This is a genomic window from Streptomyces reniochalinae (assembly GCF_003323735.1).
Lineage (GTDB): Bacteria > Actinomycetota > Actinomycetes > Streptomycetales > Streptomycetaceae > Streptomyces > Streptomyces reniochalinae.
On record NZ_QOIM01000027.1, the window covers coordinates 63,627 to 84,747 of the forward strand.

16 protein-coding genes are annotated in these 21,121 nt (G+C 73.7%); 11 read left to right on the top strand and 5 right to left on the bottom strand.

Features of this window, described 5'->3' with window-relative positions:
* The first annotated feature begins 12 nt into the window (after positions 1–12).
* The 7 genes from DQ392_RS09290 to DQ392_RS09320 all read left to right on the top strand — a co-directional run bounded on the left by DQ392_RS09290 (position 13) and on the right by DQ392_RS09320 (position 6,859).
* On the top strand, positions 13–813 hold the full coding sequence (locus DQ392_RS09290; protein ID WP_114015062.1) for a crotonase/enoyl-CoA hydratase family protein: 801 nt from the start codon (positions 13–15) through the stop codon (positions 811–813).
* 37 nt (positions 814–850) lie between these two features.
* Positions 851–1,804: a Zn-ribbon domain-containing OB-fold protein gene (locus DQ392_RS09295; RefSeq protein ID WP_114015063.1), complete on the top strand. Its 954-nt coding sequence runs from the start codon at positions 851–853 to the stop codon at positions 1,802–1,804.
* Positions 1,801–2,940, top strand: coding sequence for a thiolase domain-containing protein (locus DQ392_RS09300; RefSeq protein ID WP_114015064.1), 1,140 nt, complete (start codon positions 1,801–1,803; stop codon positions 2,938–2,940). The genes DQ392_RS09295 and DQ392_RS09300 overlap by 4 nt, the downstream gene beginning before the upstream one ends.
* The gene (locus DQ392_RS09305) at positions 2,937–4,202 is read left to right on the top strand and encodes a thiolase domain-containing protein (protein ID WP_245981284.1); all 1,266 of its coding nucleotides are present in this window, start codon (positions 2,937–2,939) and stop codon (positions 4,200–4,202) included. Before DQ392_RS09300 ends, DQ392_RS09305 begins: the two co-directional genes overlap by 4 nt.
* A gap of 101 nt (positions 4,203–4,303) precedes the next feature.
* The gene (locus DQ392_RS09310) at positions 4,304–4,522 is read left to right on the top strand and encodes a DUF397 domain-containing protein (RefSeq protein WP_114015065.1); all 219 of its coding nucleotides are present in this window, start codon (positions 4,304–4,306) and stop codon (positions 4,520–4,522) included.
* Positions 4,523–4,575: 53 nt separating this feature from the next.
* On the top strand, positions 4,576–6,186 hold the full coding sequence (locus DQ392_RS09315) for an AAA family ATPase (RefSeq protein ID WP_181856353.1): 1,611 nt from the start codon (positions 4,576–4,578) through the stop codon (positions 6,184–6,186).
* A gap of 175 nt (positions 6,187–6,361) precedes the next feature.
* A complete protein-coding gene (locus DQ392_RS09320; RefSeq protein WP_114015067.1) occupies positions 6,362–6,859 on the top strand; it encodes a hypothetical protein in 498 nt (165 codons plus the stop codon).
* A 130-nt stretch (positions 6,860–6,989) separates the two neighbouring features.
* Here DQ392_RS09320 and DQ392_RS09325 read toward each other — a convergent pair whose 3' ends face one another.
* Together DQ392_RS09325 and DQ392_RS09330 are read right to left on the bottom strand one after the other, a co-directional pair.
* Positions 6,990–9,038 (bottom strand): N-acetylmuramoyl-L-alanine amidase, encoded by a 2,049-nt coding sequence (locus DQ392_RS09325; RefSeq protein ID WP_114015068.1) that lies wholly within the window; start codon positions 9,036–9,038, stop codon positions 6,990–6,992.
* A 269-nt stretch (positions 9,039–9,307) separates the two neighbouring features.
* On the bottom strand, positions 9,308–10,510 hold the full coding sequence (locus DQ392_RS09330; protein WP_114015069.1) for an aminoglycoside phosphotransferase family protein: 1,203 nt from the start codon (positions 10,508–10,510) through the stop codon (positions 9,308–9,310).
* A 248-nt stretch (positions 10,511–10,758) separates the two neighbouring features.
* On the opposite strand from DQ392_RS09330, the gene DQ392_RS09335 reads away from it, so the two are divergent.
* Positions 10,759–12,315 (top strand): DNA-binding protein NsdB, encoded by a 1,557-nt coding sequence (locus DQ392_RS09335; RefSeq protein ID WP_114015070.1) that lies wholly within the window; start codon positions 10,759–10,761, stop codon positions 12,313–12,315.
* 175 nt (positions 12,316–12,490) lie between these two features.
* Here the strand turns inward: DQ392_RS09335 and DQ392_RS09340 are convergent, their stop codons facing one another.
* Positions 12,491–14,227 (bottom strand): PP2C family protein-serine/threonine phosphatase, encoded by a 1,737-nt coding sequence (locus tag DQ392_RS09340; RefSeq protein WP_114015071.1) that lies wholly within the window; start codon positions 14,225–14,227, stop codon positions 12,491–12,493.
* Between the two features lie 393 nt (positions 14,228–14,620).
* Here DQ392_RS09340 and DQ392_RS09345 point away from each other — a divergent pair, with 393 nt between their 5' ends.
* Positions 14,621–16,099, top strand: a complete 1,479-nt coding sequence (locus DQ392_RS09345) for a HEAT repeat domain-containing protein (protein WP_114015072.1) — start codon at positions 14,621–14,623, stop codon at positions 16,097–16,099.
* Positions 16,100–16,103: 4 nt separating this feature from the next.
* Here the strand turns inward: DQ392_RS09345 and DQ392_RS09350 are convergent, their stop codons facing one another.
* Entirely contained in the window at positions 16,104–17,036 is a 933-nt protein-coding gene (locus DQ392_RS09350) for a D-glutamate cyclase family protein (RefSeq protein ID WP_114015073.1), read from the bottom strand.
* A gap of 195 nt (positions 17,037–17,231) precedes the next feature.
* Positions 17,232–18,551, bottom strand: coding sequence for an MFS transporter (locus tag DQ392_RS09355; protein ID WP_114015074.1), 1,320 nt, complete (start codon positions 18,549–18,551; stop codon positions 17,232–17,234).
* 182 nt (positions 18,552–18,733) lie between these two features.
* Here DQ392_RS09355 and DQ392_RS09360 point away from each other — a divergent pair, with 182 nt between their 5' ends.
* Both DQ392_RS09360 and DQ392_RS09365 read left to right on the top strand, forming a co-directional pair.
* Positions 18,734–19,423 carry a GntR family transcriptional regulator gene (locus DQ392_RS09360; RefSeq protein WP_114015075.1) on the top strand — a complete coding sequence of 230 codons (690 nt, stop codon included), beginning with the start codon at positions 18,734–18,736 and terminating at the stop codon, positions 19,421–19,423.
* A gap of 101 nt (positions 19,424–19,524) precedes the next feature.
* Entirely contained in the window at positions 19,525–21,063 is a 1,539-nt protein-coding gene (locus DQ392_RS09365; protein ID WP_181856354.1) for a hypothetical protein, read from the top strand.
* Positions 21,064–21,121: the final 58 nt, after the last annotated feature.

Genomic DNA, 21,121 nt, shown 5'->3' on the forward strand with positions numbered 1-21,121 from the left:
GGAGGCCCCACGATGGGCGGCACCGAACATCTGTCCGTGGAGCGGGTGGGGGCCACACTGGTGCTCACCCTCAACCGCCCCGAAGCCAAGAACGCCCTCTCCCTGGCCATGCTCGTCGGGCTCTACGACGGCTGGCTCGAAGCCGACGCCGACGACACCGTCCGCTCCGTCGTCCTCACCGGCGCGGGCGGCACCTTCTGCGCCGGCATGGACCTCAAAGCGCTGGCCGGGGACGGGATGGACGGCCAGCAGCACCGCACCCGCCTGCGGGAAGACCCCGACCTGCACTGGAAAGCCATGCTCCGGCACCACAGGCCGCGCAAGCCCGTGATCGCGGCGGTCGAGGGCCACTGCGTGGCCGGCGGGACGGAAATACTCCAGGGCACCGACATCCGCGTCGCCGGTGAGAGCGCCGTCTTCGGGCTCTACGAAGTACGCCGCGGACTGTTCCCCATCGGCGGCTCCACCGTGCGGCTGCCCCGGCAGATCCCCCGCACCCACGCCCTGGAGATGCTCCTGACGGGCCGCCCCTACAGCGCCGTCGAAGCCGAACGCGTCGGCCTGATCGGGCGAGTCGTCCCGGACGGCACCGCGCTGGACGCCGCCCTGGAGACCGCCGAACGCGTCAACGCGTGCGCCCCGCTGGCTGTCGAGGCCGTGAAGGCCTCCGTTCACGAGACGTTGGCCATGACGGAGGAAGAGGGGCTCGCCACCGAGTTGGAGCGCGGCTGGCCCCTCTTCGACACCGCCGACGCGATGGAGGGCGCACGTGCCTTCGCGCAGAAGAGGCAGCCGCGCTTCAAGCGGGCATGACGGCTCCTCCCCACCCGGCACACCGGAAAGGACCCTCATGGACGACGTGCTGACCGCCCCCATGGTCGTCGAGTTCCCCTTCACCCGCTCGCTCGGCCCCGTCCTCAGCGCCTTCCTGACCGGCCTGCGGGAGCGAACCGTCCTCGGCGTCACGGCGACGGACGGCCGCGTGGTCGTGCCGCCCACCGAGTACGACCCCGTCACCGCCGAGGAGGTCCGCGACCTCGTGGAGGTCGGCCAGACGGGAACCGTCACCACCTGGGCGTGGAACGGCGCCCCCCGGAGGGGACAGCCGCTGGCGCACCCGTTCGCCTGGGTGCTGGTCCGCCTCGACGGCGCGGACACGGCCCTCCTGCACGCCCTGGACGCACCGGAGGGACCCGGCTCGGTCAGCACCGGGATGCGGGTACGCGTCCGATGGGCCCAGGAGCGCACCGGCGCCATCACGGACATCGCCTGCTTCGAGCCGGCGCCCCACGACCCCCCGCCCCCAGGACGGCCCGCCGCTCACCCGGGGACGTTCCCCGAGCCCGTCACCGGCATCGTCGCCGCCGCCCGCCTCGACTACACCTACTCGCCCGGCCGGGCCCAGACCCGCTACCTCAACGCCCTCGCGGAACACCGCACGAAGGGCGAACGCTGCCCCCGGTGCCGCAAGGTCTACGTGCCGCCGCGCGGCGCCTGCCCCACCTGCGGGGTGGCCACCGGCGAACAGGTCGAGGTCGGCCCGGCCGGTACGGTCACCACCTTCTGCGTCGTCAACATCAAGGCCAAGGGCCTGGACATCGACGTGCCCTACGTCTACGGGCACATCGCCCTCGACGGTGCCGGACTCGCGCTGCACGGCCGCATCGCCGGCATCCCCTGCGACCAGGTGCGGATGGGGCTGCGGGTCGAACCGGTGTGGACCGAGGGCGGCCGCCACCCGGACCACTACCGGCCCACGGGCGAACCCGACGCCGCCTACGAGACCTACAAGGAGCTGCTGTGACCCGCACGGAAGCCGGCCAGGTCGCCGTCGTCGCCTTCGCACAGTCGCGCCACGAGCGCGCGACGGACGGGTCGTCCGAGGTCGAGATGCTGCTCCCGGTACTGCGCGACGTCCTCGACCGGACAGGACTGTCCACCGGCCAGATCGACTTCACCTGCTCCGGATCCTCCGACTACCTGGCAGGCCGCCCCTTCTCCTTCACGATGGCACTCGACGGGGTGGGCGCCTGGCCGCCCATCGCCGAGTCCCACGTCGAGACGGACGGGGCCTGGGCGCTGTACGAGGCCTGGGTGAAGCTCCTCACCGGCGAGGCGGAGACCGCCCTCGTCTACTCCTACGGCAAGTCCTCCGCCGGCGACCTGCCCGAGGTCCTCACCCGCCAGCTCGACCCCTACTACCTGGCGCCCCTGTGGCCCGACTCCGTCTCCCTGGCCGCGCTCCAGACCCGCGCGCTGCTCGACACGGGAGCGACCAGCGAGCGCGAGCTGGCCGGTATCGCGGCACGCAGCCGCGCCGCCGCGGCCGACAACCCCTACGCCCAGCTGCGCGGCGGCTCTGTGGACGCCGACGCGCCGCCGGCGGACGCCTACGTCGCCCAGCCGCTGCGCCGACACGACCTGCCGCCCGTCAGCGACGGAGCGGCCGCCGTCGTCCTCGCCGCCGGGCGCACCGCGCGCCGGCTCACCGCACGCCCCGCCTGGATCCGCGGCATGGACCACCGCATCGAGGCGCACAGCCCGGGCGCACGCGACCTCACCCGATCGCCCTCGACCCGGCTGGCCGCCGAACACGCCGGCCTCTTCGACCCCGGGGCCCCGCCCGTCGACGTCGCCGAACTCCACGCGCCCTTCACCGCGCAGGAGGTGGTGCTCCGCAACGCGCTGCGGCTCGGCGAGGAGACCGCGGTCAACCCTTCGGGCGGCCCGCTGGCGGCCAACCCGGTGATGGCGGCGGGGCTCATCCGGATCGGCGAGGCCGCGGCACGGATCACCCGCGGCGAAGCCCGCCGCGCCGTCGCGCACGCCACCTCGGGGCCCTGCCTCCAGCAGAACCTCGTCGCGGTCCTGGAGTCCGACGGCTCCGCTGAAGACGGCTCCGCGGAAGACGGCCTCACCGAAGGAGGAGAAGGCGCATGAGCAACTCCGAGGTCCCCAGCGGTCGGGGGCGCACAGGCGGCTCCTCGGCTCCCGGCGGTCGAGGGCGCCGCCGGGGGGCCGTCGTCGGTGCCGGGCGTGGCAAGGAGCCCGTCGCGGTCGTCGGCGTCGGCCAGACCAAGCACGTCTCGGCACGCCGTGACGTGTCGATCGCGGGCCTGGTCAGGGAGGCGGCGCGGCGTGCGCTGGAGGACGCCGAGCTGACCTGGGGCGACGTGGACGCCGTCGTGATCGGGAAGGCGCCCGACTTCTTCGAGGGCGTCATGATGCCCGAGCTCTACCTGGCCGACGCGCTCGGCGCCGTGGGCAAGCCCATGCTGCGGGTGCACACGGCCGGTTCCGTCGGCGGCAGCACCGCGCTGGTCGCCGCCAACCTCATCGCGGCCCGCGTCCACCGCACCGTGCTGACCCTCGCGTTCGAGAAGCAGTCCGAATCGAACGCCATGTGGGGCCTCTCCCTCCCCGTCCCCTTCCAACAGCCCCTGCTGGCGGGCGCGGGCGGCTTCTTCGCCCCGCACGTACGCGCGTACATGCACCGCACCTCGGCGCCCGACCACATCGGCGCGCTGGTGGCCTACAAGGACCGCCGCAACGCGCTGAAGAACCCCTACGCGCACCTGCACGAGGAGGACCTCACCCTGGAGAAGGTGCGCTCCTCACCGATGCTGTGGGACCCCATCCGCTACTCGGAGACCTGCCCCTCCTCCGACGGGGCGTGCGCCATGGTGCTGACCGACCGCGCGGGCGCCGCCCGCACCCCGCGCCCGCCCGCCTGGATGCACGGCGGCGCGATGCGCAGCGAACCCACCCTGTTCGCGGGCAAGGACGCCGTCTCACCGCGCGCCGGCAGCGACTGCGCGGCCGACGTCTACCGGCAGGCCGGCGTCACGCAACCGCGCCGCGAGATCGACGCCGTCGAGATGTACGTGCCCTTCTCCTGGTACGAGCCGATGTGGCTGGAGAACCTCGGCTTCGCCGAAGAGGGGCAGGGCTGGACGATGACCGAGTCGGGGGCGACCGAACTGGACGGCGACCTGCCCGTCAACCCGTCCGGCGGCGTGCTGTCCACCAACCCCATCGGCGCCTCCGGCATGCTCCGCTTCGCCGAGGCGGCGCTCCAGGTCCGCGGGCTGGCCGGCGCCCACCAGGTGGAGGGGGCGCGCAGAGCACTCGGGCACGCCTACGGGGGCGGGGCCCAGTTCTTCTCGATGTGGCTGGTGGCGGCCGACCCGCCCACCTCCTGACCCGGCCCGGGGCCGGATCCCCGCGTTCCGGGCCCTGTCGGCGCGGCCCGGGCCGTGGTTAAGGTGGCGCCGGCACCGACCCCGACCGGGAGGAGACGCGCGTGGCCCACCGCACCACCGAACTGCCCGACCTCGACCTGAGCCGGGCGCAGTGGCAGTCGGGCAGCCGGGGCTCGGGCGACGTCGAGATCGCCTTCGTCGAGGGCTTCGTGGCCATGCGCAACAGCCGGCAGCCCGACAGGCCCGCGCTCATCTTCGACCCGGGCGAGTGGCGCGCCTTCGTACGCGGCGCCCGCGAGGGCGACTTCGACCTGACCTGAAGCGGGCCCGGAGCCGTACGCCGCGCCGTCACTTGGGCACAACGCACGCCTCGGTGTCATGCGGCTGGCGTAGGCTCGGCGGGGACAGCCCGAGGAGCGAGGACAGCGAGGACGGCGAGGACACGATCGTGGCGCTGTTGGAGCGGGAAGCCGAACTCGCCGCGGTCGAGGGGCAGCTGGCCCGCTTGTGCGCCGCTACCCCGGGTGTCTCCGACGACGAGCGGGCCCGGGTGCTCACCCTGACCGGAGCCGCCGGGCTCGGTAAGACAGCGCTGTTGTACGAGACCGCCGCGCGCGCCGCGGCACGCGGGTGCACCGTACTGTACGCACGCGGCAGCGAGCAGGAGCAGGAGAGCGGCTTCCATGTGCTCCGGGCCCTGCTGGAGCCGGTGCTGCCCCTGCTCGACGCGCACACGCAGGGCGGCGGTACCCACCTCGCCGCCGCGGCCGTCGGACTGCGCGAGCCCGCGTGCGCCGTCGGGCCGCCCCCGCACGCCGTGTACCGGGCGCTCGACCATCTCCTGGGCCGACTCGCCGCTCATCTGGCCGCGCGCGCCGCCCCGCTCGTCGTCCTCGTCGACGACGTCCACTGGGCCGACTCCGCGTCGTCGGCCTGGCTCACCCGCTTCATACCGCGCGCGCCGACGCTGCCCCTGCTGTGCGTGATCGCCTACGACCCCGGGGAAGCACGCCCCGAGCTCGCGGAACTGCGGAACGCCGCGGAAGGAGCCCAACAGCCCCACGCACTGGAGGCGTTGAGCGCACACGCCGTCGACACCCTCGTGCGGGCCGCCTTCGAGGGCGGCCCCGACGAGCCCCTCTTCGGCGGGGAGACTTCCTTCGCGCAGGAGTGCCGCACGCTGACGGCCGGTAACCCGCTCGCCGTCACACGGCTGCTGGACCGGGTCGGAGAGGCCGGCCTCAAGCCGTACCGTGACTGTCTGCCGCGGCTGGCCGAACTCGCCCCGACGGTGTGCGGGCCCGGGTTCCACGACCACCTGCAAGGTTTCGGGCCCGACTGCGTACGGCTCTGCTGGGCCGTCGCCGTCCTCGGTGCCGCCGCCACCCTTCCCCTCGCCACCCGTGTCGCGGGACTCGGTGCGCAGACCGCTCGCCGCGCGGCCGACACGCTACGCCGCGCACAGGTGCTCGACATGCCCCCGCGCACACCGGACGGCACCCCGCCGGCCGACGAGGAGGCGGTGTGCTTCACCCACCCCTCGTTCGCCGGGGAGGTCTACCGCGCCATACCCTCCGGCCTCCGCACGGCCCTGCACGGTCAGACGGCCGCCACGCTCGCCCTGACCCGGCCTGGCCACCTGGCGAGCGCACACCACCTGCTGGAGGTCCACCCCGACGCCGACTCCACCGTGGTGGCGGAGCTGCGCCGTGCCGCACGCGCGTACGCGGGGGCGGGCGCACCCGAGGCGGCCCACCGGTGCCTGGGCCGCGCGCTCAGCGAGCCGCCCGCCCGCCGGGACCGTCCCCTTCTGCTGTACGAACTGGCCTCGGCCGCTCTGCGCTCCGGCTGCCCCGCAGGCGCGGTCCACCACCTGCGCGCCGCTCTCGCCGAGCCCGACTGCGACGCTCCTGTGCGCGAGCGGGCCACCCGCCTGCTGGCGCTCGCCGAGCAGCGGTCCGCCGACCGGTGCCCTCTTGGGTGATCCCTGCGCGCGGTCCCTGTCCGCGGCTCGGTGAGGGGGCGTTCCGGCCCCGGGGACGAGCGGGTCCACGCCCCGCGCCGGCAGCACACCGACCCGCTGGACAGGGGCTCGGAGGCGGGGCGTGACGGGAGAAGGGGGCAGCGGGAACGCGGTATCGGCCACGTACTATTGCGGCATGTCGTTCCTCCGCCGCCGCAGCGCCTCCGTGCCCGCAGGGCCGGACTTCGATGTCCTGGCCATGGACCCGTCCGACTGGCCGGGGAATCTCGGGGCGGGCCTGCTGCCCGCGCCGGACGGCACCTGCCAGGGCGTCTTCCTCCGCTACGACCTGTTCGGCGGCCGCGGACCGGCCATGGTCATCGGCAACCTTCCCGAGGGCTCGCCGGCGCGGGAGATCGACGAGGGGGACGTGCCGTTCGAGGTGGCGCAGCTGCTGTCCGCGCTGGAGAACGACGAGCACGTCGAGGTCATCGGCTCCGAGGACGACCCGGTGATGCACGAGGACAACCTGCTCATCGTGCGGCGCGTCAAGCTGTCCGAGGACCGGATCTCCTGCGTCCAGTTCGACCGCAGCGACGGCGTGCTGGTCACCATCGCCAGCTGGGACCGTCCCATCACCAACGACCTGTACGCCCTTCTCAAGCCGCTGCCCGCGGAGATGTTCCAGCAGTAGCGGCACGGCCTCGGGGCGCGGCGGGCAGCAGGCGGCAGGCTCAGGTGGGGCGAGGGGCTCTGCCGGCCCGTGCCGCCCGCGGACGCGCGGGCGGAACGGGCCGGCGCCCCGGGCGGCGGCCCGTTCCGCTTCAGCGGACCAGCCGCACGTCCTCCGCCTTCACGAACGCCACCCGGTGGCCCAGCTGGATCTGGTAGTACTTCTGCTTCCCGCGCACCACCTGGAAGCGTTCCGCCTCGGGGTCGTACTCCACCGCGTACAGGTACTCGCCAGGCGTCCGCAGCCCGGTCACGTAGCGCTGTCCGGCCGCCACCTTGTAGGGCAGCGGGGAGAGGGCCTGCACCGGCACGTCCTCGGGGTAGGCCGCCTCCTCCGGATAGGCACGCCCGTAGACGGGGATCTCGTCGCGCCCCGCACGCGGCTCGACGAGGGTGCCACGGGCGGGTACGGCCACCGGCCCGTCGGACGGATTGTGGAACCAGGCCTTCCGGCCGAGGTACCAGATCGCCGTCCACTGACCCTTGCGGTCCGCGACCGCGTACTGCTGCCCGGCGGTGGCCCGCGCCCCCGTGTCGTTCACTCCGGTCGTCGCGGGAGAGCCGTCGGGGCGCAGCCCGGCGTCGTTGACCAGCGGCGAGGACGCGTCGGGTGCCTGATGCAGCCGGATGGCGGAGGAACCGTGTTCCCGGCACGGCTCGCCCTCGGACTCGCAGCCCGTGAAGACCGGCTCGTTGTCGTCGTAGGAGGGGCGGATGGTCACCACGCCGGACTTCGGACCGCCCTGGGGCGTGAACGGCTTGCCCAGCAGCGCGAAGTAGTGCTCCCAGTCCCAGTACGGGCCCGGGTCGGTGTGCATGTCCTTGATGCCTGAGGTCGTCGTGGCGGGCACGTTGTCGTGGCCGAGGACGTGCTGCCGGTCCAGCGGAATGTCGTACCTTGCGGCGAGGTACTTCACCAGCCGGGCCGAGCTGCGGTACATGGACTCGGTGAACCAGGCGTCCGGTTCCGTGAGGAAACCCTCGTGCTCCACGCCGATGGACTTGGAGTTGACATACCAGTTCCCCGCGTGCCAGGCAGCGTCCTTGTTGCGCACGTGCTGCGCGATGTGCCCGTCCGAGGAACGCAGGGTGTACTGCCACGACACGTACGTCGGGTCGGTCACCAGGTCCAGCGTCTTCTCGTACACCTCCTCGGTGTCGTGGACGACGATGTAGTCGATCTTCTGGGACCGGGGCCGCCGCGTCCTGTCGTGGTTCCCGTAGTCCTCCTCGCCCGAGCTGTCGGTGAACTTCTCGTACGGCGCCGGATACCACTCGCAGTCCACGTTCCGCGGGCACTCCGCCTTGCCCCGCGGCTCACGGGAGCGGTCGGCGGCGGCCGGAGCACGCAGCTTCGGGCTGGCGTCGAGCGTGACCTTCTCCCCGGTGTCCGTGGTGCGCCGCTCGCCCTGGCGCACCACGTCGAACACGTCATCGGCGAACGCCGTCGCGCTCGGGTCGCCCCTGCCACCGCCGGGGAAGGCGGCCACCGCCTCGTACCAGTCCGCCGGGTCCGCGGTCAGCGGGTGGCCCAGCCGGCGCTGCGCGTCCGCCAGCAGCGCCGCGCCGCCCCTTACGTTGGCCGTGGTCGAGGAGCGCAGCGCCTCGTGGGAGAGCCCAGTCAGCTCGGCGGCCCGCTCCAGCGTCCGCAGCCGGGCGGGCAACCGCTTCGGTGCCTTCTTCGCCTTCCTGGCCTGCTCCGCCTTCGCGCCGGAGCCCTCGTCCGCGATCCGGGGCGGGCGCGCCGCGTCGCCCCGGGCATCCTGCGTGCCCGCGTGGTCGCGCGGTCCTGAGGCGGCCAGCGCCGCGCGCGCGTCCGTCAGATGCATCGGACCGAAGCCGCCGGACACGCTCGCCGCACCCCGGTGGGCGTCCCAGCGCGACTGCAGGTACGAGACACCCAGCAGCAGGTTCTCCGGCACGTCGTACTGGTCGGCGGCCGCCGCGAACTGCGCCTGGAGGCTGTCCGCGGGCCGGTCCGCTGCCCGGGTGCCGGCCGTCAGCAGGGGGACGACGAGCGCCGCCGCCACCACGGGCACGGCGACGGTGCGGACAGTGCGCCCGCGCCGGGCACCGGCGTCCCGTCTGCCGGGGCGTCTGCCGTCGGGTGTGCTCTCGGAATCACGGAAGGGTCGTGGCAATGCCGCCTCCTCGGAGAGTGCGCCGTGCGATCACGGGCGCGAGCAGTCCTCAGACGTACCGACTTGCCGACGATCCGTCAATCATTCCGCGCGCGACGGGGCCGCGCATGTCATCCGACGGGCGGGGCATCACCGGTCAGACCTGTGACGCCGCCGCGGACCCCTTCCGTCCACCCCTTCCCCGGAGCACTTCGGTCGCCTCTCCGGAGCGTGCCGCTCACCTCTGCGGTCGGCTTCCGGCGTCCCGAGCGCTCCGGTCGCCCGTCGCCTCAGCGGGTGCCGACAGCGGCCCGGACGGCGCGGCGCGCCGTGCCGCAGTCCTCGTGCAGCCTCCGCAGCAGCAGCCGCTGCGCCTCCCCGGTGGGCATCACGCCCGCCCGGACCGCCGCGGCGGCCTCCGCCGCACCCTGCGGCGAGGTGTCCCGCATGGTGCGCTGCACCGCCGTCTCGCAGGTGCGGATCTCCCGGGTGAGGACCATCATCAGGTTCACCAGGAAGGCGTCACGCGCCGCAGGGCCCGCCTTCTGGGCGAGCTGGCTGAGGTGGCGACGCGCCAGCGGGGCGTCGCCCAGCGCCGTCCACAGAGTCGCCAGGTCGTACCCCGGCAGATACCAGCCGGCGTGCTCCCAGTCGACCAAGGCGGGGCCCGCCGGGCCGAGCATCACGTTGGTCAGCAGGGCGTCTCCGTGGCAGAACTGCCACGGCACGCTGCGCCTGCCGCCGGGGCCCCCCGGCTGCACCAGGCCGTGCAGCAGCTTGTGCAGATCGCCCAGGTCGCGGTCGGTCAGCAGGCCCTGCTCGTGGTAGCGCTCCAGCTTCGCCGGATAGTCGACCGGGCGCTCGAACAGCGCTCCCGGCGGCTCCCAGTGGTTGACGCGGTGGAAGGAGCCGAGCACGGCTCGCAGGTCCGCGGCCGGAGGTGCCTGGAGAGGGTGGCGCTGTGCCGCGGCCACCCGTCCCGGCACCCGTTCGATGACCAGCGTGCAGGTGTCGGGGTCGGCCGCGATCAGCCGGGGCGTGCGGATCGGCGGGCGGTGCCGCACGAACGCCCGGTAGACCGCTATCTCGTGCTGGAACCGTTCGACCCACGCGGGGGAGTGGTCCAGCAGGCATTTCGCGATGACCGTGTTGCGGCCCGCCGTGCCCGCCAGGAGGACGGAACGTCCGCGCTTGCGGAGCAGCTGGACGGGGGCGAAGTCCGGGCAGACGCGGTGGATCGAGGCGATGGCGGCACGCAGCTGTGCGCCGTGTGGGCCGGACAAGTCCAGCCTCCCGCTGACGGGTTGGGACGCGGTTCCGGCGGGCGTGCGTCGCGCGGGGCGCGCGCCGGTGTGCGGGCCGGGCGGGCCCGGCGTGCGCGGAGGTTCGCGCGACGGCTCGGGGGCCAGCACGGCCGCTCGCCTTCCGTAAGGTTGCTGCGGGACCGCGTGGGGCCGACGCTGCACGGACACGGGGGATGGTGCTGAATACATGGCGCGCGAGATCCCTTCGTGTGCCGACGGGTTGCCGCGCCTCCCCGGCTGCCCGTCGGGGGCCAGTGCACCCTGGGGAATGCCGGCCCTGACGGCGTGACCGGGGTGGCGCGTTCCTACACGACACCCGGCCGCGGGTGGCCCACCATCTGGCGAACCCTGGCGAACCCTGGCGAATGCGCTCGGGACCACCGCACGGAGTCGTACTGAAGTTACTGTCAACTCAGCCGAGAACCTGGGGGCTTGACGTGACCAAGGGACCCAACGCGCGCCTCGCGGACCTCTTCGCCCTCGCCGGCTGGTCGAAGGGCGAACTCGCCCGGCTGGTCAACCGGCACGCGGGGGTCATGGGGTATCCGCAACTGGCGACCGACACCTCACGGGTGCGGCGTTGGATCGACACGGGGGAGACCCCGCGCGATCCGGTGCCCAAAGTGCTGGCGTCCCTGTTCACCGAGCGACTCGGCCGTGTCGTGACCACAGAGGACCTCGGATTCAGCCGGCCGGGGCAGACGGCTTCGGGTGAACCCGCCGAGGGGGTGCCCCTGCCGTCCGGGCAGGTTGCCGCGGTCCTCACCGAATTCACGGGAATGGACCTCATGCTCAACCGACGCGGCTTGGTGGGTGCGGGCGCCGCGCTCGCCGCAGGATCGGCACTCAGCAGTGCCATGCACGACTGGCTCACGGCGGCACCGACGGGCGCGACGGCCCACGGCGGCGTGGGCCACGGCGGACCGGCGGTTGCCGCTCCAGCCGCCTACGACCGCTTCGAGGCGGCCCCGGTGGGCCTCCAGGAGGTCGAGGCACTGGAACATTCCGTCGAGGTCTTCCGCGCCTGGGACGCCGCCCGCGGCGGCGGCCTCCAGCGCAAAGCGGTGGTGGGACAGCTCAACGAGGTGGGCGGCATGCTCGCCTACCACCAACCGGAGCCGCTGCGGCGGCGCCTGTGGGGTGTCGCCGCCGACCTCGCGGTCCTCGCCGGATGGATGTCGCACGACGTGGGCCTCGAACCCACCGCGCAGAAGTACTTCGTCATCGCCGCGCACGCGGCTCGTGAGGGCGGGGACCGCCCGCGCGCGGGAGAAGCGCTCTCGCGCGCCGCCCGCCAGATGGTGCACGTCGGACGGCCCGACGACGCCCTCGACCTGGTGAAACTCGCCCAGTCGGGATCCGGGGACGAGACGCTGCCCCGTACGCGCGCCATGTTCCACACGATCGAGGCGTGGGCGCAGGCCTCGATGGGCCGCGGCCAGGAGATGCGCCGCACCCTGGGCCGGGCTGAGGACCTGTTCGCCTCCGACGCGGGAGACGTACCGCCGCCCAGCTGGATGCAGATGTTCGACGAGGCCGATCTGCACGGCATGGAGGCGCTCGCCTTCCGCACCCTCGCCGACCACGAGCCCGTCGCGGCCAAGACCGCCGAACGCCACGCCAAGCGCGCCCTGGTACTCCGCGAGGAGGGACGGCAGCGCTCCCAGATCTTCGACTACATCTCGATGGCCTCGGCCTGCTTCATCTCCGACGACCCCGAACAGGCGGATCGCTACGCGCGCCTCGCCCTGCTCTCCATCAGCGAGAACTCCTCGCACCGCACCTGGGACCGGCTCCGTGAGATGTACCGCCTCACCGGAGAGTACGCGGGCTACGCCACCGTCGAGCAACTGCGCGAGGAGATGCGGGACGTGATGCCCCGCGCGCCCAAGCCGTCCCGGGGCGGCAGAGGTCTCAAGGACGCCGACGAGCTGAAGCGGGCGCCGGGCGATGTCAGGGACATCCGGGGCTCCCGGGGGGCCAGGTCCGTGTGAACCGACCGGCGCCAAAGAGAACCGCCCGGCCCGCTCGGCGGGTGCGGGCGGTTCAGCTGACCGGTACGCCCGCACAGCGCGACCGTTACCGGACGCACAGCGCGACCGCTACCGGACGGCGGGACCGCGCGGGTGCCACGTCAGCTGTCACGTGACGTCAAGGTGTCGGGCGGCCTCAGGGCGTCACGCGGGCGACCAGCACGCAGGCGTCGTCCTCGCGTGTGCGGTCGTCGAACTCCTCGGCGATCATCCGGACGCACTCCTGCGCGGAGGAGGCCGAGGCCAACCGGCCTGCCACGGCCAGCAGCCGCGCGGCACCCGCGTGAGCCGCGCCCGCGTGCGGAGCGCCCGCGGGAGGACCGCCTTCTTGACCGGCCGCAGCGGGGCGCCCGCCCCGGGGCGCGAGGCCGTCGGTGTGCAGTACCAGCAGGTCACCGGGCGCCAGCTGTGCGGTGCGCTGCCCGTAGCGCGCACCGGAGGTGACACCCAGCAGCACACCCTCGGAGCGTGGCAGCACCTGCCCCACCCCGCCCCGGATGAGCAGCGGCGGCGGGTGACCCGCCTGCGACCACGTGAGGGAGCGGGTGCGCGGCGTGTAGTGGCAGCACAGGGCGCTGCCGAGCGAGGGCTGGGCGGCGGAGTCGAGCAACTGGTTGAGGTGGCCCATCAGCGGCCCGGGCCCCACCCCCGCGACCCCCATACCCCGCACGGCGCCCAGCAGCATCGCCACACCCGAGGTGGCGGCCACCCCGTGCCCGGTCAGATCGCCGACCGTCAGCAGCGTGGCGCCGTCCGGCAGCCCCAGCGCGTCGTACCAGTCCCCGCCGATCAGCGCGCTGGTCGCGGATGGCAGGTAGTGCGCCGCCAGGTCGAGCGCTCCGCCGGTCCGTGTGTCGCCCTGCGGGAAGCGCGGTGAGCCCCGCCAGGGAGGCAGCACGGCGCGCTGGAGTTCGACGGCCAGCCGGCGCTCGGTCTGTGCGAGGTGCGTCTCACGCTGGAGCGAGTCGCGCGTCTCGCGGACGGCGCGCTCACTGCGCCGCAGTGCGCTGACGTCCCGCACCACTGCCCACATCGAGGCGGTCGCCCCGTCGTCGTCGAGCACCGGTTCGCCCACCAGGTGCACCGTGCGCACGGAGCCGTCCGGGCGCACCAGCCGGAACTCGTGGTCGATGGCCCTTCCGTCGACCAGGCAGTCGGTGAACGCGGTGGCGAGCCCCGGCTGTTCCTCGGGCACGACCCAGGAGGGGAGTTCGTCCAGGGAGAGCGGACCGTCCTCCTCGGTCCTGCCGAAGATCCGGTAGAGCTCGGGCGACCAGGAGATGGCGTCGGTCAGCAGGTTCCAGTCGGCGCTGCCGACCCGGCCGACCAGCTCCGAGGCCGCGTTCCGGCGGGGCGTGGCGAGGGTCCCGTACGCGGCGCCCGCGCTGTCGCCGGGCAGGTCGTGCGGCGGATGGCCGCGCGAGGGAAGGCCGTGCGAGGGAAGGCCGCGCGCCGGCGCCCGGTGCGGTGGCGGGTCGTCCGGCGGCAGATCCTCCGGGGGCAGGTCGTCCGGCGGCAGGTTCCTCCGCGTCGGTCCGCCTGCCGGTGCGCCGGGACCTTGGACACCGGCGTCCGGGGCGGTGGGAGGCAGCCCTTCGCGTAACTGGTCCAGCTGGCCCCCCAGATCGTCGAGCTGGTGCACGGCGAGCTCGCACAGCGCACGCTGCCACCTGGCGCGGAGGTCCGCCTCGCCGATGCCCTGCTCCACCGCGCTCGCCGCGCGAAGGCCCGCCTCGGGACCGCTCCCTCCCGCGCCGCGCCGCACCGCGTCGAGACCGCCGCGCAGGGTGCGGGCCTGGGTGATCAGAGCGTCCAGCGTGTCGCGGTCCGGAGGCTGAGCGGCGGAGTGGTCCGCATGCGCAAAGGAGGACATGGAGGGCTCCGATACGGGGGAGAGTCGGTTACGACTGTCGCACAGCCGACGACTGCCCGTAAGGGATTCGGCCACACTCGATCCGGTGGTGCTGCTGTCATATGTCGGCTGCGGAGACGGGCACGTGCCGGCCGGTGGAGACAGGACGCATCCCGATCGTGAGGGAGCGCACCCCGCTCACGAGGCGGACGGGCGCGTCCCGGCCGCAAGTCCCGTCGGCCCCCTCTTGACCTCGGGCTCGGCGGAATGCTTACTTCCGGGTAGGCTCCGGCCGGGCCCGAGGCTCTCTCCGGAAGCTGAGAACCGAGGAGTAGAACCGCCGTCACCGGCAAGAATGCCCGGCAACGGAAATCCCGTTGCCAGTCGAATACCCCGCACCGGATGCTGACTCTTATGTTCGTCGATTCCGTCGATTCAGACATAGCGCCCAGCGGCACGCTGCTCGGCCTCCTGCAGAGAGGCCGTGGCGACGGGACGCTGCACGCCCTGGCGGCGCCGCGCGCCGAAGCGCTCGGCGCGCTGCGCCAGTGCGTCCTGCACGACCCCAGGCGCGACTGGCAGATCGAACACCGGTCCCTGTACTACGCACGCCTGCACCGGGAGCTGGACGCCGGGCTCGACGACATCGCCGCACACCTCTTCGACCCCGCGGACCTCCAGTGCGCCCCGGACGAGGCCGAGGTCCGCACCGGACTCGCCCTCTCCGTCCTCGGCCACCTGGCCTCCTATGCCGCCGCGCAGGGCGCGGCCTGGCAGGAGAACGCCCCGCTGCGGCTGCTGCGCCGCTACGCCACCACCGGCAGCAACTGGCAGTGGGCGCTGGACGAACTCGCCGTCCGTGACGACGACGCGGGGCTGCGCCCCCTCGGGCCCGCCATCCTGGCCAGGTTCCCCCAGACGCCCGAAGGGGACGCGGAGCTGGCGGCCGCCGCCCGCGACGCCTTCGAACCCCGCCCCTGGCGCCTGTGGGCCGAGGACGCCGCGCACCCCGAGCAGGCCGACCGGCTGCGCCGGGCCCAGGAGTGCCGCTCCTTCGACCGCTGGCAGCGCCAGCTGCGCACGGACGGGCCACGTCCCGGCTGGAACGTGCGGGAGATCCTCGACTGGGCCCAGGACGGTTACGAACAGCACCCGCCCCAGCACCGGGAGGCCCCCGCGGCGCGTTGTCTGTCCGCCGTCGCGGGGCCTGACGACCGGCAGCTGCTGCTGGAGGCCGCACGAGGCCACCGCGAGGCCGCACGCGCCGCCGCCCTGCGCCACCTGGCGGACCGCAACGACCCTGATGTGCTCGACCTCGTCGAGGAGGCCGCGGGCGACCCCGGCGAGACGCTCGCCCGCTCCGCCCTCTCCTCCTTCGCCCGCATGCGGTCCATGGCGGCTCTCGAACGCGCCAGGCGCTGGGCGGCCGCTCCCGAGGGCACACTGGCGCCGGGCCTCGCCACCGTCGCCGCCGAGATGCTCGCCTGCCGTGGCGGGGACCAGGACACGGACGCCGTGCTCGCCGCGCTCCGCCGCGTCATCCGCCTCGAAGGCCCGGACAGCCCCGCGCTGTGGCCGCTGGTGGACGGCGCGGGGCGGCTGTCCATCGCGTGCGCCGCCCCCGTGCTGCGGCACATCTACCGGGAGACCGCCTCCTCGCAGCTGCGCGGTCGTACCGCCCGGTCCCTCGCGGTCACCGATCCCTCCTTCCCCGCCGGGTTCGCCATCGAGTGCCTGTGGGACTGCGAGGAGTCCACTCGCCAGGTCGCGGCCGAGTGCGCCGCCACCGGTGACGCCCGCGTGCTGGAGCGACTGCGGCGGCTGGCCGCGGACCCCGCGGAGGAGGCCGACGTCCAGACCACGATCCGGGGCCGCCTCACCCCGCCCGCGTAACCCCCTACGGGCAGGCATCCCGCTCTCCCTCCACCCCGGCGCCTCGCGCTCCCTCCGGACGGGTGCCCGTGATTCCCTCCGGCCCGGTGCCCGTGACTCCCTCCGCACCGAGGTTCGTGCCTCCCTCCGCACCGGGATCCGTGGCTCCCTCCGCACCGAGGTCCGTGATGAGAAGGCGACCAGGGGCCTCCGTCAGTGCGAACGGTGGGCGGGTCGCCCTCAGAGCTGCCTGAAGGGTGACCCCGCTCGCCCAGAACACCGGGATGTCGCCCCCTTCGGGTCGTACCCGAGAGCCGGAGTCCGGCCGGGAGAGCGCCCGGATACCGAGCGCCCCCGGGTCCCCGACGTGCACGGGACCGCCCTGGCCCTGTGATGTGGTCGCACCCGCTGCCCGCGCCGCGGGCACCAGGTGAGCGGGGACCGGCCGCATGGCCACCACCAGCGGGCCGCACAGCCTTCCCGCCGGGCGGCACGAGCGGTTGGTGACGTACAGGGGCACCGTCTGTCCCTGTTCCAGGTGGCGCAGGGGTACGCCCGCCGCTGCCAGCTCCGCGTCGAGCGCGACGGGCCGCCCGAGCAGGAAGGGTACGAGGTCGTCGTGCCAGCGGTCGGTGACCTCGCGGGGTTCGGCGAGGAGCTCGCCGTCCGCCCAGACGCGGTAGCGCGGCAGGTCGGTGCGCAGGTCGGCGTCGCGCGCCAGTGGGGTGCTCCAGCCGCCTGGTTCACCGATGTCCAGTACGGGCAGCGCGTGGCGGTTCCGCGCGCAGTAGGACGACAGGTCCGGGGCCCACGCGAGGGGAACGGCCGCCAGGTGTGCCCGCACGTGTCCCGGCGCCCAGCCGGCCGTGTGCGTGTCGAGCCCGGCCCGGTACAGCGCCCGGGCCTCGGCCGGCCCTGTGCGGCCCGGTGTGCCGGCGTGCGGTGCGGTGGTGGACATCTCGTTCCCCCTGTCTGCGGTGTGTCGTGCCGGTGGCGGCCGGCGGGGCGGGCCCGACCGGGCCAGCGGAAGTGCCGGCGGAACGGGGCCGCGGAGCGGTGCCCGCGGCACGGGGCGGCGGAACGCGGCCTGACCGCGTGCCCGGCTCGGCTCACGCAGGCTCGGGCCACTGGGCTCAGGTCAGCTGCGGTCGGCTCAGGTCGGCTCACGACCGCTCATGTCCTCCTCCGCCAGTTCGCGGCCGCGTGTCTCGGGCAGGCCGAGCAGCGCCAGGGCCGCGAGGGCGTATGCGGCGGCGCCGAACACCAGCGCGCCGCCCACGCCCCAGCTGTCGGCCAGTGCGCCCACCAGCGCGGGGAAGGCGGCGCCGAGGCCGCGGCCGACGTTGTAGGTGAAGCCCTGTCCCGTGCCGCGTACGGAGGTGGGGTACAGCTCGGCGAGGAAGGAGCCGAATCCGCTGAAGATCGCGGACATGCAGAACCCGAGCGGGAAGCCGAGCACGAGCAGCAGCCCGTCGGCGCCCTCGGGTACGCGGGTGTAGCCGAGGACGCAGGCGGCGGAGGCGGCGGCGAAGACGGCGATGGTCTTCTTGCGGCCCAGCAGGTCGGTCAGGTAGCCGCCGGCGAGGTAGCCGAGGAACGCGCCCAGGATCTGCGCGGCGAGGAAGCCGCCGGTGGTGACGACGGCGAGGCCGCGGTCCCCGGCCAGGTAGGCGGGCACCCAGGTGGCGAGCGTGTAGTACCCGCCCTGGACACCGGTGGCCATCAGGGAGGCGAACACCGTGGTGCGCAGCAGGCCGTGCCGGAAGACGGCGGCGAAGGTCGCGGCGGCCGAGCGCCGGGTGCGCCGCCGCTCGGCCTCGGGTGCGTCACTGACGTTCTTGCGCACGTACAGGACCAGCAGTGCGGGCAGTGCTCCGGTGAAGAACATCACGCGCCAGGCCGTCTGGGGCTCCAGGAGTCCGAAGACCGCCGTGTAGACGAGCACGGCGAGCCCCCAGCCGACCGCCCACGCGCTCTGTACGGCGGCCAGGGTGCGGCCCCGGTGGTGCGCCGAGGTGTACTCGGCCACCAGCACTGCGCCGACCGCCCATTCGCCGCCGAAGCCGACGCCCTGGAGCGCCCGGAAGACGAGCAGCGTCCCGTAGCCGGGTGCGGCTCCGCACGCGACGGTGAACAGCGCGTAGGTGACGACGGTCGCGAGCAGCGCCCGTACCCGCCCCACCCGGTCGGCCAGGACTCCGGCCAGGGCGCCGCCCACTCCTGAGGCGACCATCGTCACGGTGACGAGGAGTCCGGTCTGACCGCCGCTGAGGTGGAAGTACGCCGCGATGGCGACCATGCTCAGCGGCAGTGCGTAGAAGTCGTACGCGTCCAGGCCGTATCCGCCGAAGGCGCCGGCGAAGGCGCGCCGTCCGCGGGGGCCCAGGGAGCGGAGCCAGGCGAAGGCCCGGTCCTGTTCGTCGTCGTGGCCGTTGTCGTCGCTCGCGGCGCGAGCCTTGTCAGTCGTGCTCATGGGCACCTCGCAGACAGCGGACCGGCGTCCGGACGGACGCACGCCAATAGGGCGGCCGTACAGCCGAGTTGGGGCGGGGAGTGACGCAGGTCTCACCTCGCCGAGCCTCAAAGTAGAGGATTGTTGAACGATTCCGCAATCCTCACGTTGTCTCGTTCTCGGAACTGCGGTTGACTTCGGCCATGACCGACAACGTGCTGGAGGAACTCAGCGACGACCGCAAGCTGTTGGGGCGCACCAGCACCGCCGAACGCGTCGCGGGCATCCTGCGCGGCCGGATCATCGAGGGCGGGTTCCGCCCCGGGATGCGGCTGGCGGAAGAGGAGATCGGCCGCGCGTTGGGCGTCTCCCGCAACACCCTGCGCGAGGCGTTCCGGCTGCTCACCCACGAGCGGCTGCTCGCCCACGAGCTCAACCGCGGCATGTTCGTCCGCAAACTGACCGTCGAGGACCTGGAGGACCTCTACCGGGTGCGCCGCCTGGTCGAGTGCGCCGCACTGCGGCAACTGGCCGCCCCGCCCTACGCCCTGCACACGATGGACGCCGCGGTGACGGCGGGGCTGAGCGCGCGGGCCGAGGAGCGCTGGCGGGACCTGGGGACGGCCAACATGCACTTCCACCAGGGGATCGTCGAACTGGCCGGAAGTCCACGCGCGGACGACATGATGCGCGGCGTACTGGCGGAACTGCGGCTCGTCTTCCACGTCATGGAGAACCCGCGCCGCTTCCACGAGCCCTACCTGCCGCGCAACCGCGAGATCCTGGAGGCGCTCCGGGACGGTGACGCTCCCCGAGCCGAGCGGCTGCTCGCCGTCTACCTCGACGACTCCCGGCACCAGCTCGCCGACGGATACGCCCGCCAGCTAGGCTGACGGGTCGGCTCACGCCCCGCGGCGCCACCGCGCCAACCACCCGGACCGTGACAACCGTGCCGTTTCGGGTCTTGTCAGTGCGACGGCTTAATGTGTCCGTCGTGACTGAGAGCGCCACCACGACGAGCAGCCCGGTGGGGACAGGTGCGTCCGCGCCCTCCCCGGCCCCGGGGCCCGCGGCCGACGAGGGTCTGGCCCGCCGCCTGCGCGCGCTCGCCTGCACGGCACCGCTGCACGACCTCGACACCCGCAAGGCCAACCTCGCAGGCGAGTACGGCGCCTACGAGATGGCCGAGCTCGCGCTGGCGGCCATCGACCAGGTCACCCTCCAGATGGACTTCGACACCGGCGCCGACCACGAGCAGATCCTCGCCAGACTGCTGCCCCGCGTCGCCGCCCAGGCCCCCGCCCGCCCGACGGCCGAGCACGAGCGCGTCGCCCGCTGGGTGCTGGAGAACCTGATCAACGTCGGCAGTGTGGACCGCGGCTTCCGCGCCGTATACGGCACCTTCGGCACCGACGGCGTCTACGTCCGGCGGGACTACGACTTCAAACTCATCGAGGAGGTCCCCGGGCCCGGCGGCAGCGTCTATCTGCGCACCACGGACGAGGCCGTCAACGTCCTGGTGGGCGCCCTGGACACGGACGTCACCAGCGCCCAGATCGCCGCCGAGGTCAAGTTGGAGGTGCTCATCAACCGCGGCCGCCTCGCCGACGCGCAGCTCGCCGCCGAACAGGCCCGCTACCGCACCGTGCAGTACGCCGAGACGCTGCGCCGCACCCTGGAGGCCACCCGCCGCGACGTGCGCGCCGTCGACTGGCTCAACGCCGTACCCGACATGATCACCGAGGCGCTCGACCACGTCGCCGACCGCTACCGCCACGAGAACGCCATCCTCACCAACATCCGCAAGGCACGCGACGAGGCCGACTCCGAACGCGGCCCCGACCACAAGCGCCGCGCCGCCGAACTGGTCGACATCGTCAAGGACTGCATCCGGCGCCACACCCAGCTCCAGTCGCGGCTGCTGGAGGCGGGTCCGCTCTTCCGCGCCGAACAGGACAGGCAGGCCTTCGCGCCACCCGCGGCCCGCGCCGGGCTCGACCTCCACGGGCAGCTCCTCGCCCCGCTCCTGCCACTGCCGCTGGAGGAGGCCACCCGCGTGACCGACGCCTTCTTCGCCCGGGGCGTCGGGCTGCGGACACCCGGCGCCGTACGCCTGGGCGATCTGACCGATCTGCTCCTGACCCCGCCCGCCCCCCGCGAGCACCTCGGCGCCGAGATGCCCGAGCCCGACCTGGTGGCCACGCCGGACGACAGCCGCTTCAGCGAGCAGCAGATGGAGGCCGCCATGGAGCTGCTGGAGCTGCCCGCCGACGCCCCCCGCCGCCTGTCCGGGCTGCTGGCCGACGCCCGCCGGCGGGACCCCGATCTGCCGTACCTCATCGCCCTGCTGGCCGTCCACGCGGCGAGCCCGCCGGTGGGCACGGCCTACCGGCAGGGCGAGCAGCGGCTGGTGTTCGCCGTCGACGACGGTACGCAGCTTCGGGACGAGCAGTTCGGCGGTGCCGACCTGATCGTGGGGACGGCGCTGCTGGACGCAGCCGGGATGGCGGCCGACCGGACGGAGGCGGTGTGACCCCTGCGAACCGCACCGGAAAGCGGCGAGGTCCCACGCCGCCGCACGAGACGAACGA

Bases quoted from the DNA above. Each gene is read 5' to 3' on its own strand.
- DQ392_RS09305 (WP_245981284.1), top strand. From the start codon at position 2,937: ATGAGCAACTCCGAGGTCCCCAGCGGTCGGGGGCGCACAGGCGGCTCC.
- DQ392_RS09350 (WP_114015073.1), bottom strand. From the start codon at position 17,036: ATGTCCACCACCGCACCGCACGCCGGCACACCGGGCCGCACAGGGCCG.
- DQ392_RS09330 (WP_114015069.1), bottom strand. From the start codon at position 10,510: ATGTATTCAGCACCATCCCCCGTGTCCGTGCAGCGTCGGCCCCACGCG.
- DQ392_RS09345 (WP_114015072.1), top strand. From the start codon at position 14,621: ATGTTCGTCGATTCCGTCGATTCAGACATAGCGCCCAGCGGCACGCTG.
- DQ392_RS09360 (WP_114015075.1), top strand. From the start codon at position 18,734: ATGACCGACAACGTGCTGGAGGAACTCAGCGACGACCGCAAGCTGTTG.
- DQ392_RS09290 (WP_114015062.1), top strand. From the start codon at position 13: ATGGGCGGCACCGAACATCTGTCCGTGGAGCGGGTGGGGGCCACACTG.
- DQ392_RS09355 (WP_114015074.1), bottom strand. From the start codon at position 18,551: ATGAGCACGACTGACAAGGCTCGCGCCGCGAGCGACGACAACGGCCAC.
- DQ392_RS09320 (WP_114015067.1), top strand. From the start codon at position 6,362: ATGTCGTTCCTCCGCCGCCGCAGCGCCTCCGTGCCCGCAGGGCCGGAC.
- DQ392_RS09340 (WP_114015071.1), bottom strand. From the start codon at position 14,227: ATGTCCTCCTTTGCGCATGCGGACCACTCCGCCGCTCAGCCTCCGGAC.
- DQ392_RS09295 (WP_114015063.1), top strand. From the start codon at position 851: ATGGACGACGTGCTGACCGCCCCCATGGTCGTCGAGTTCCCCTTCACC.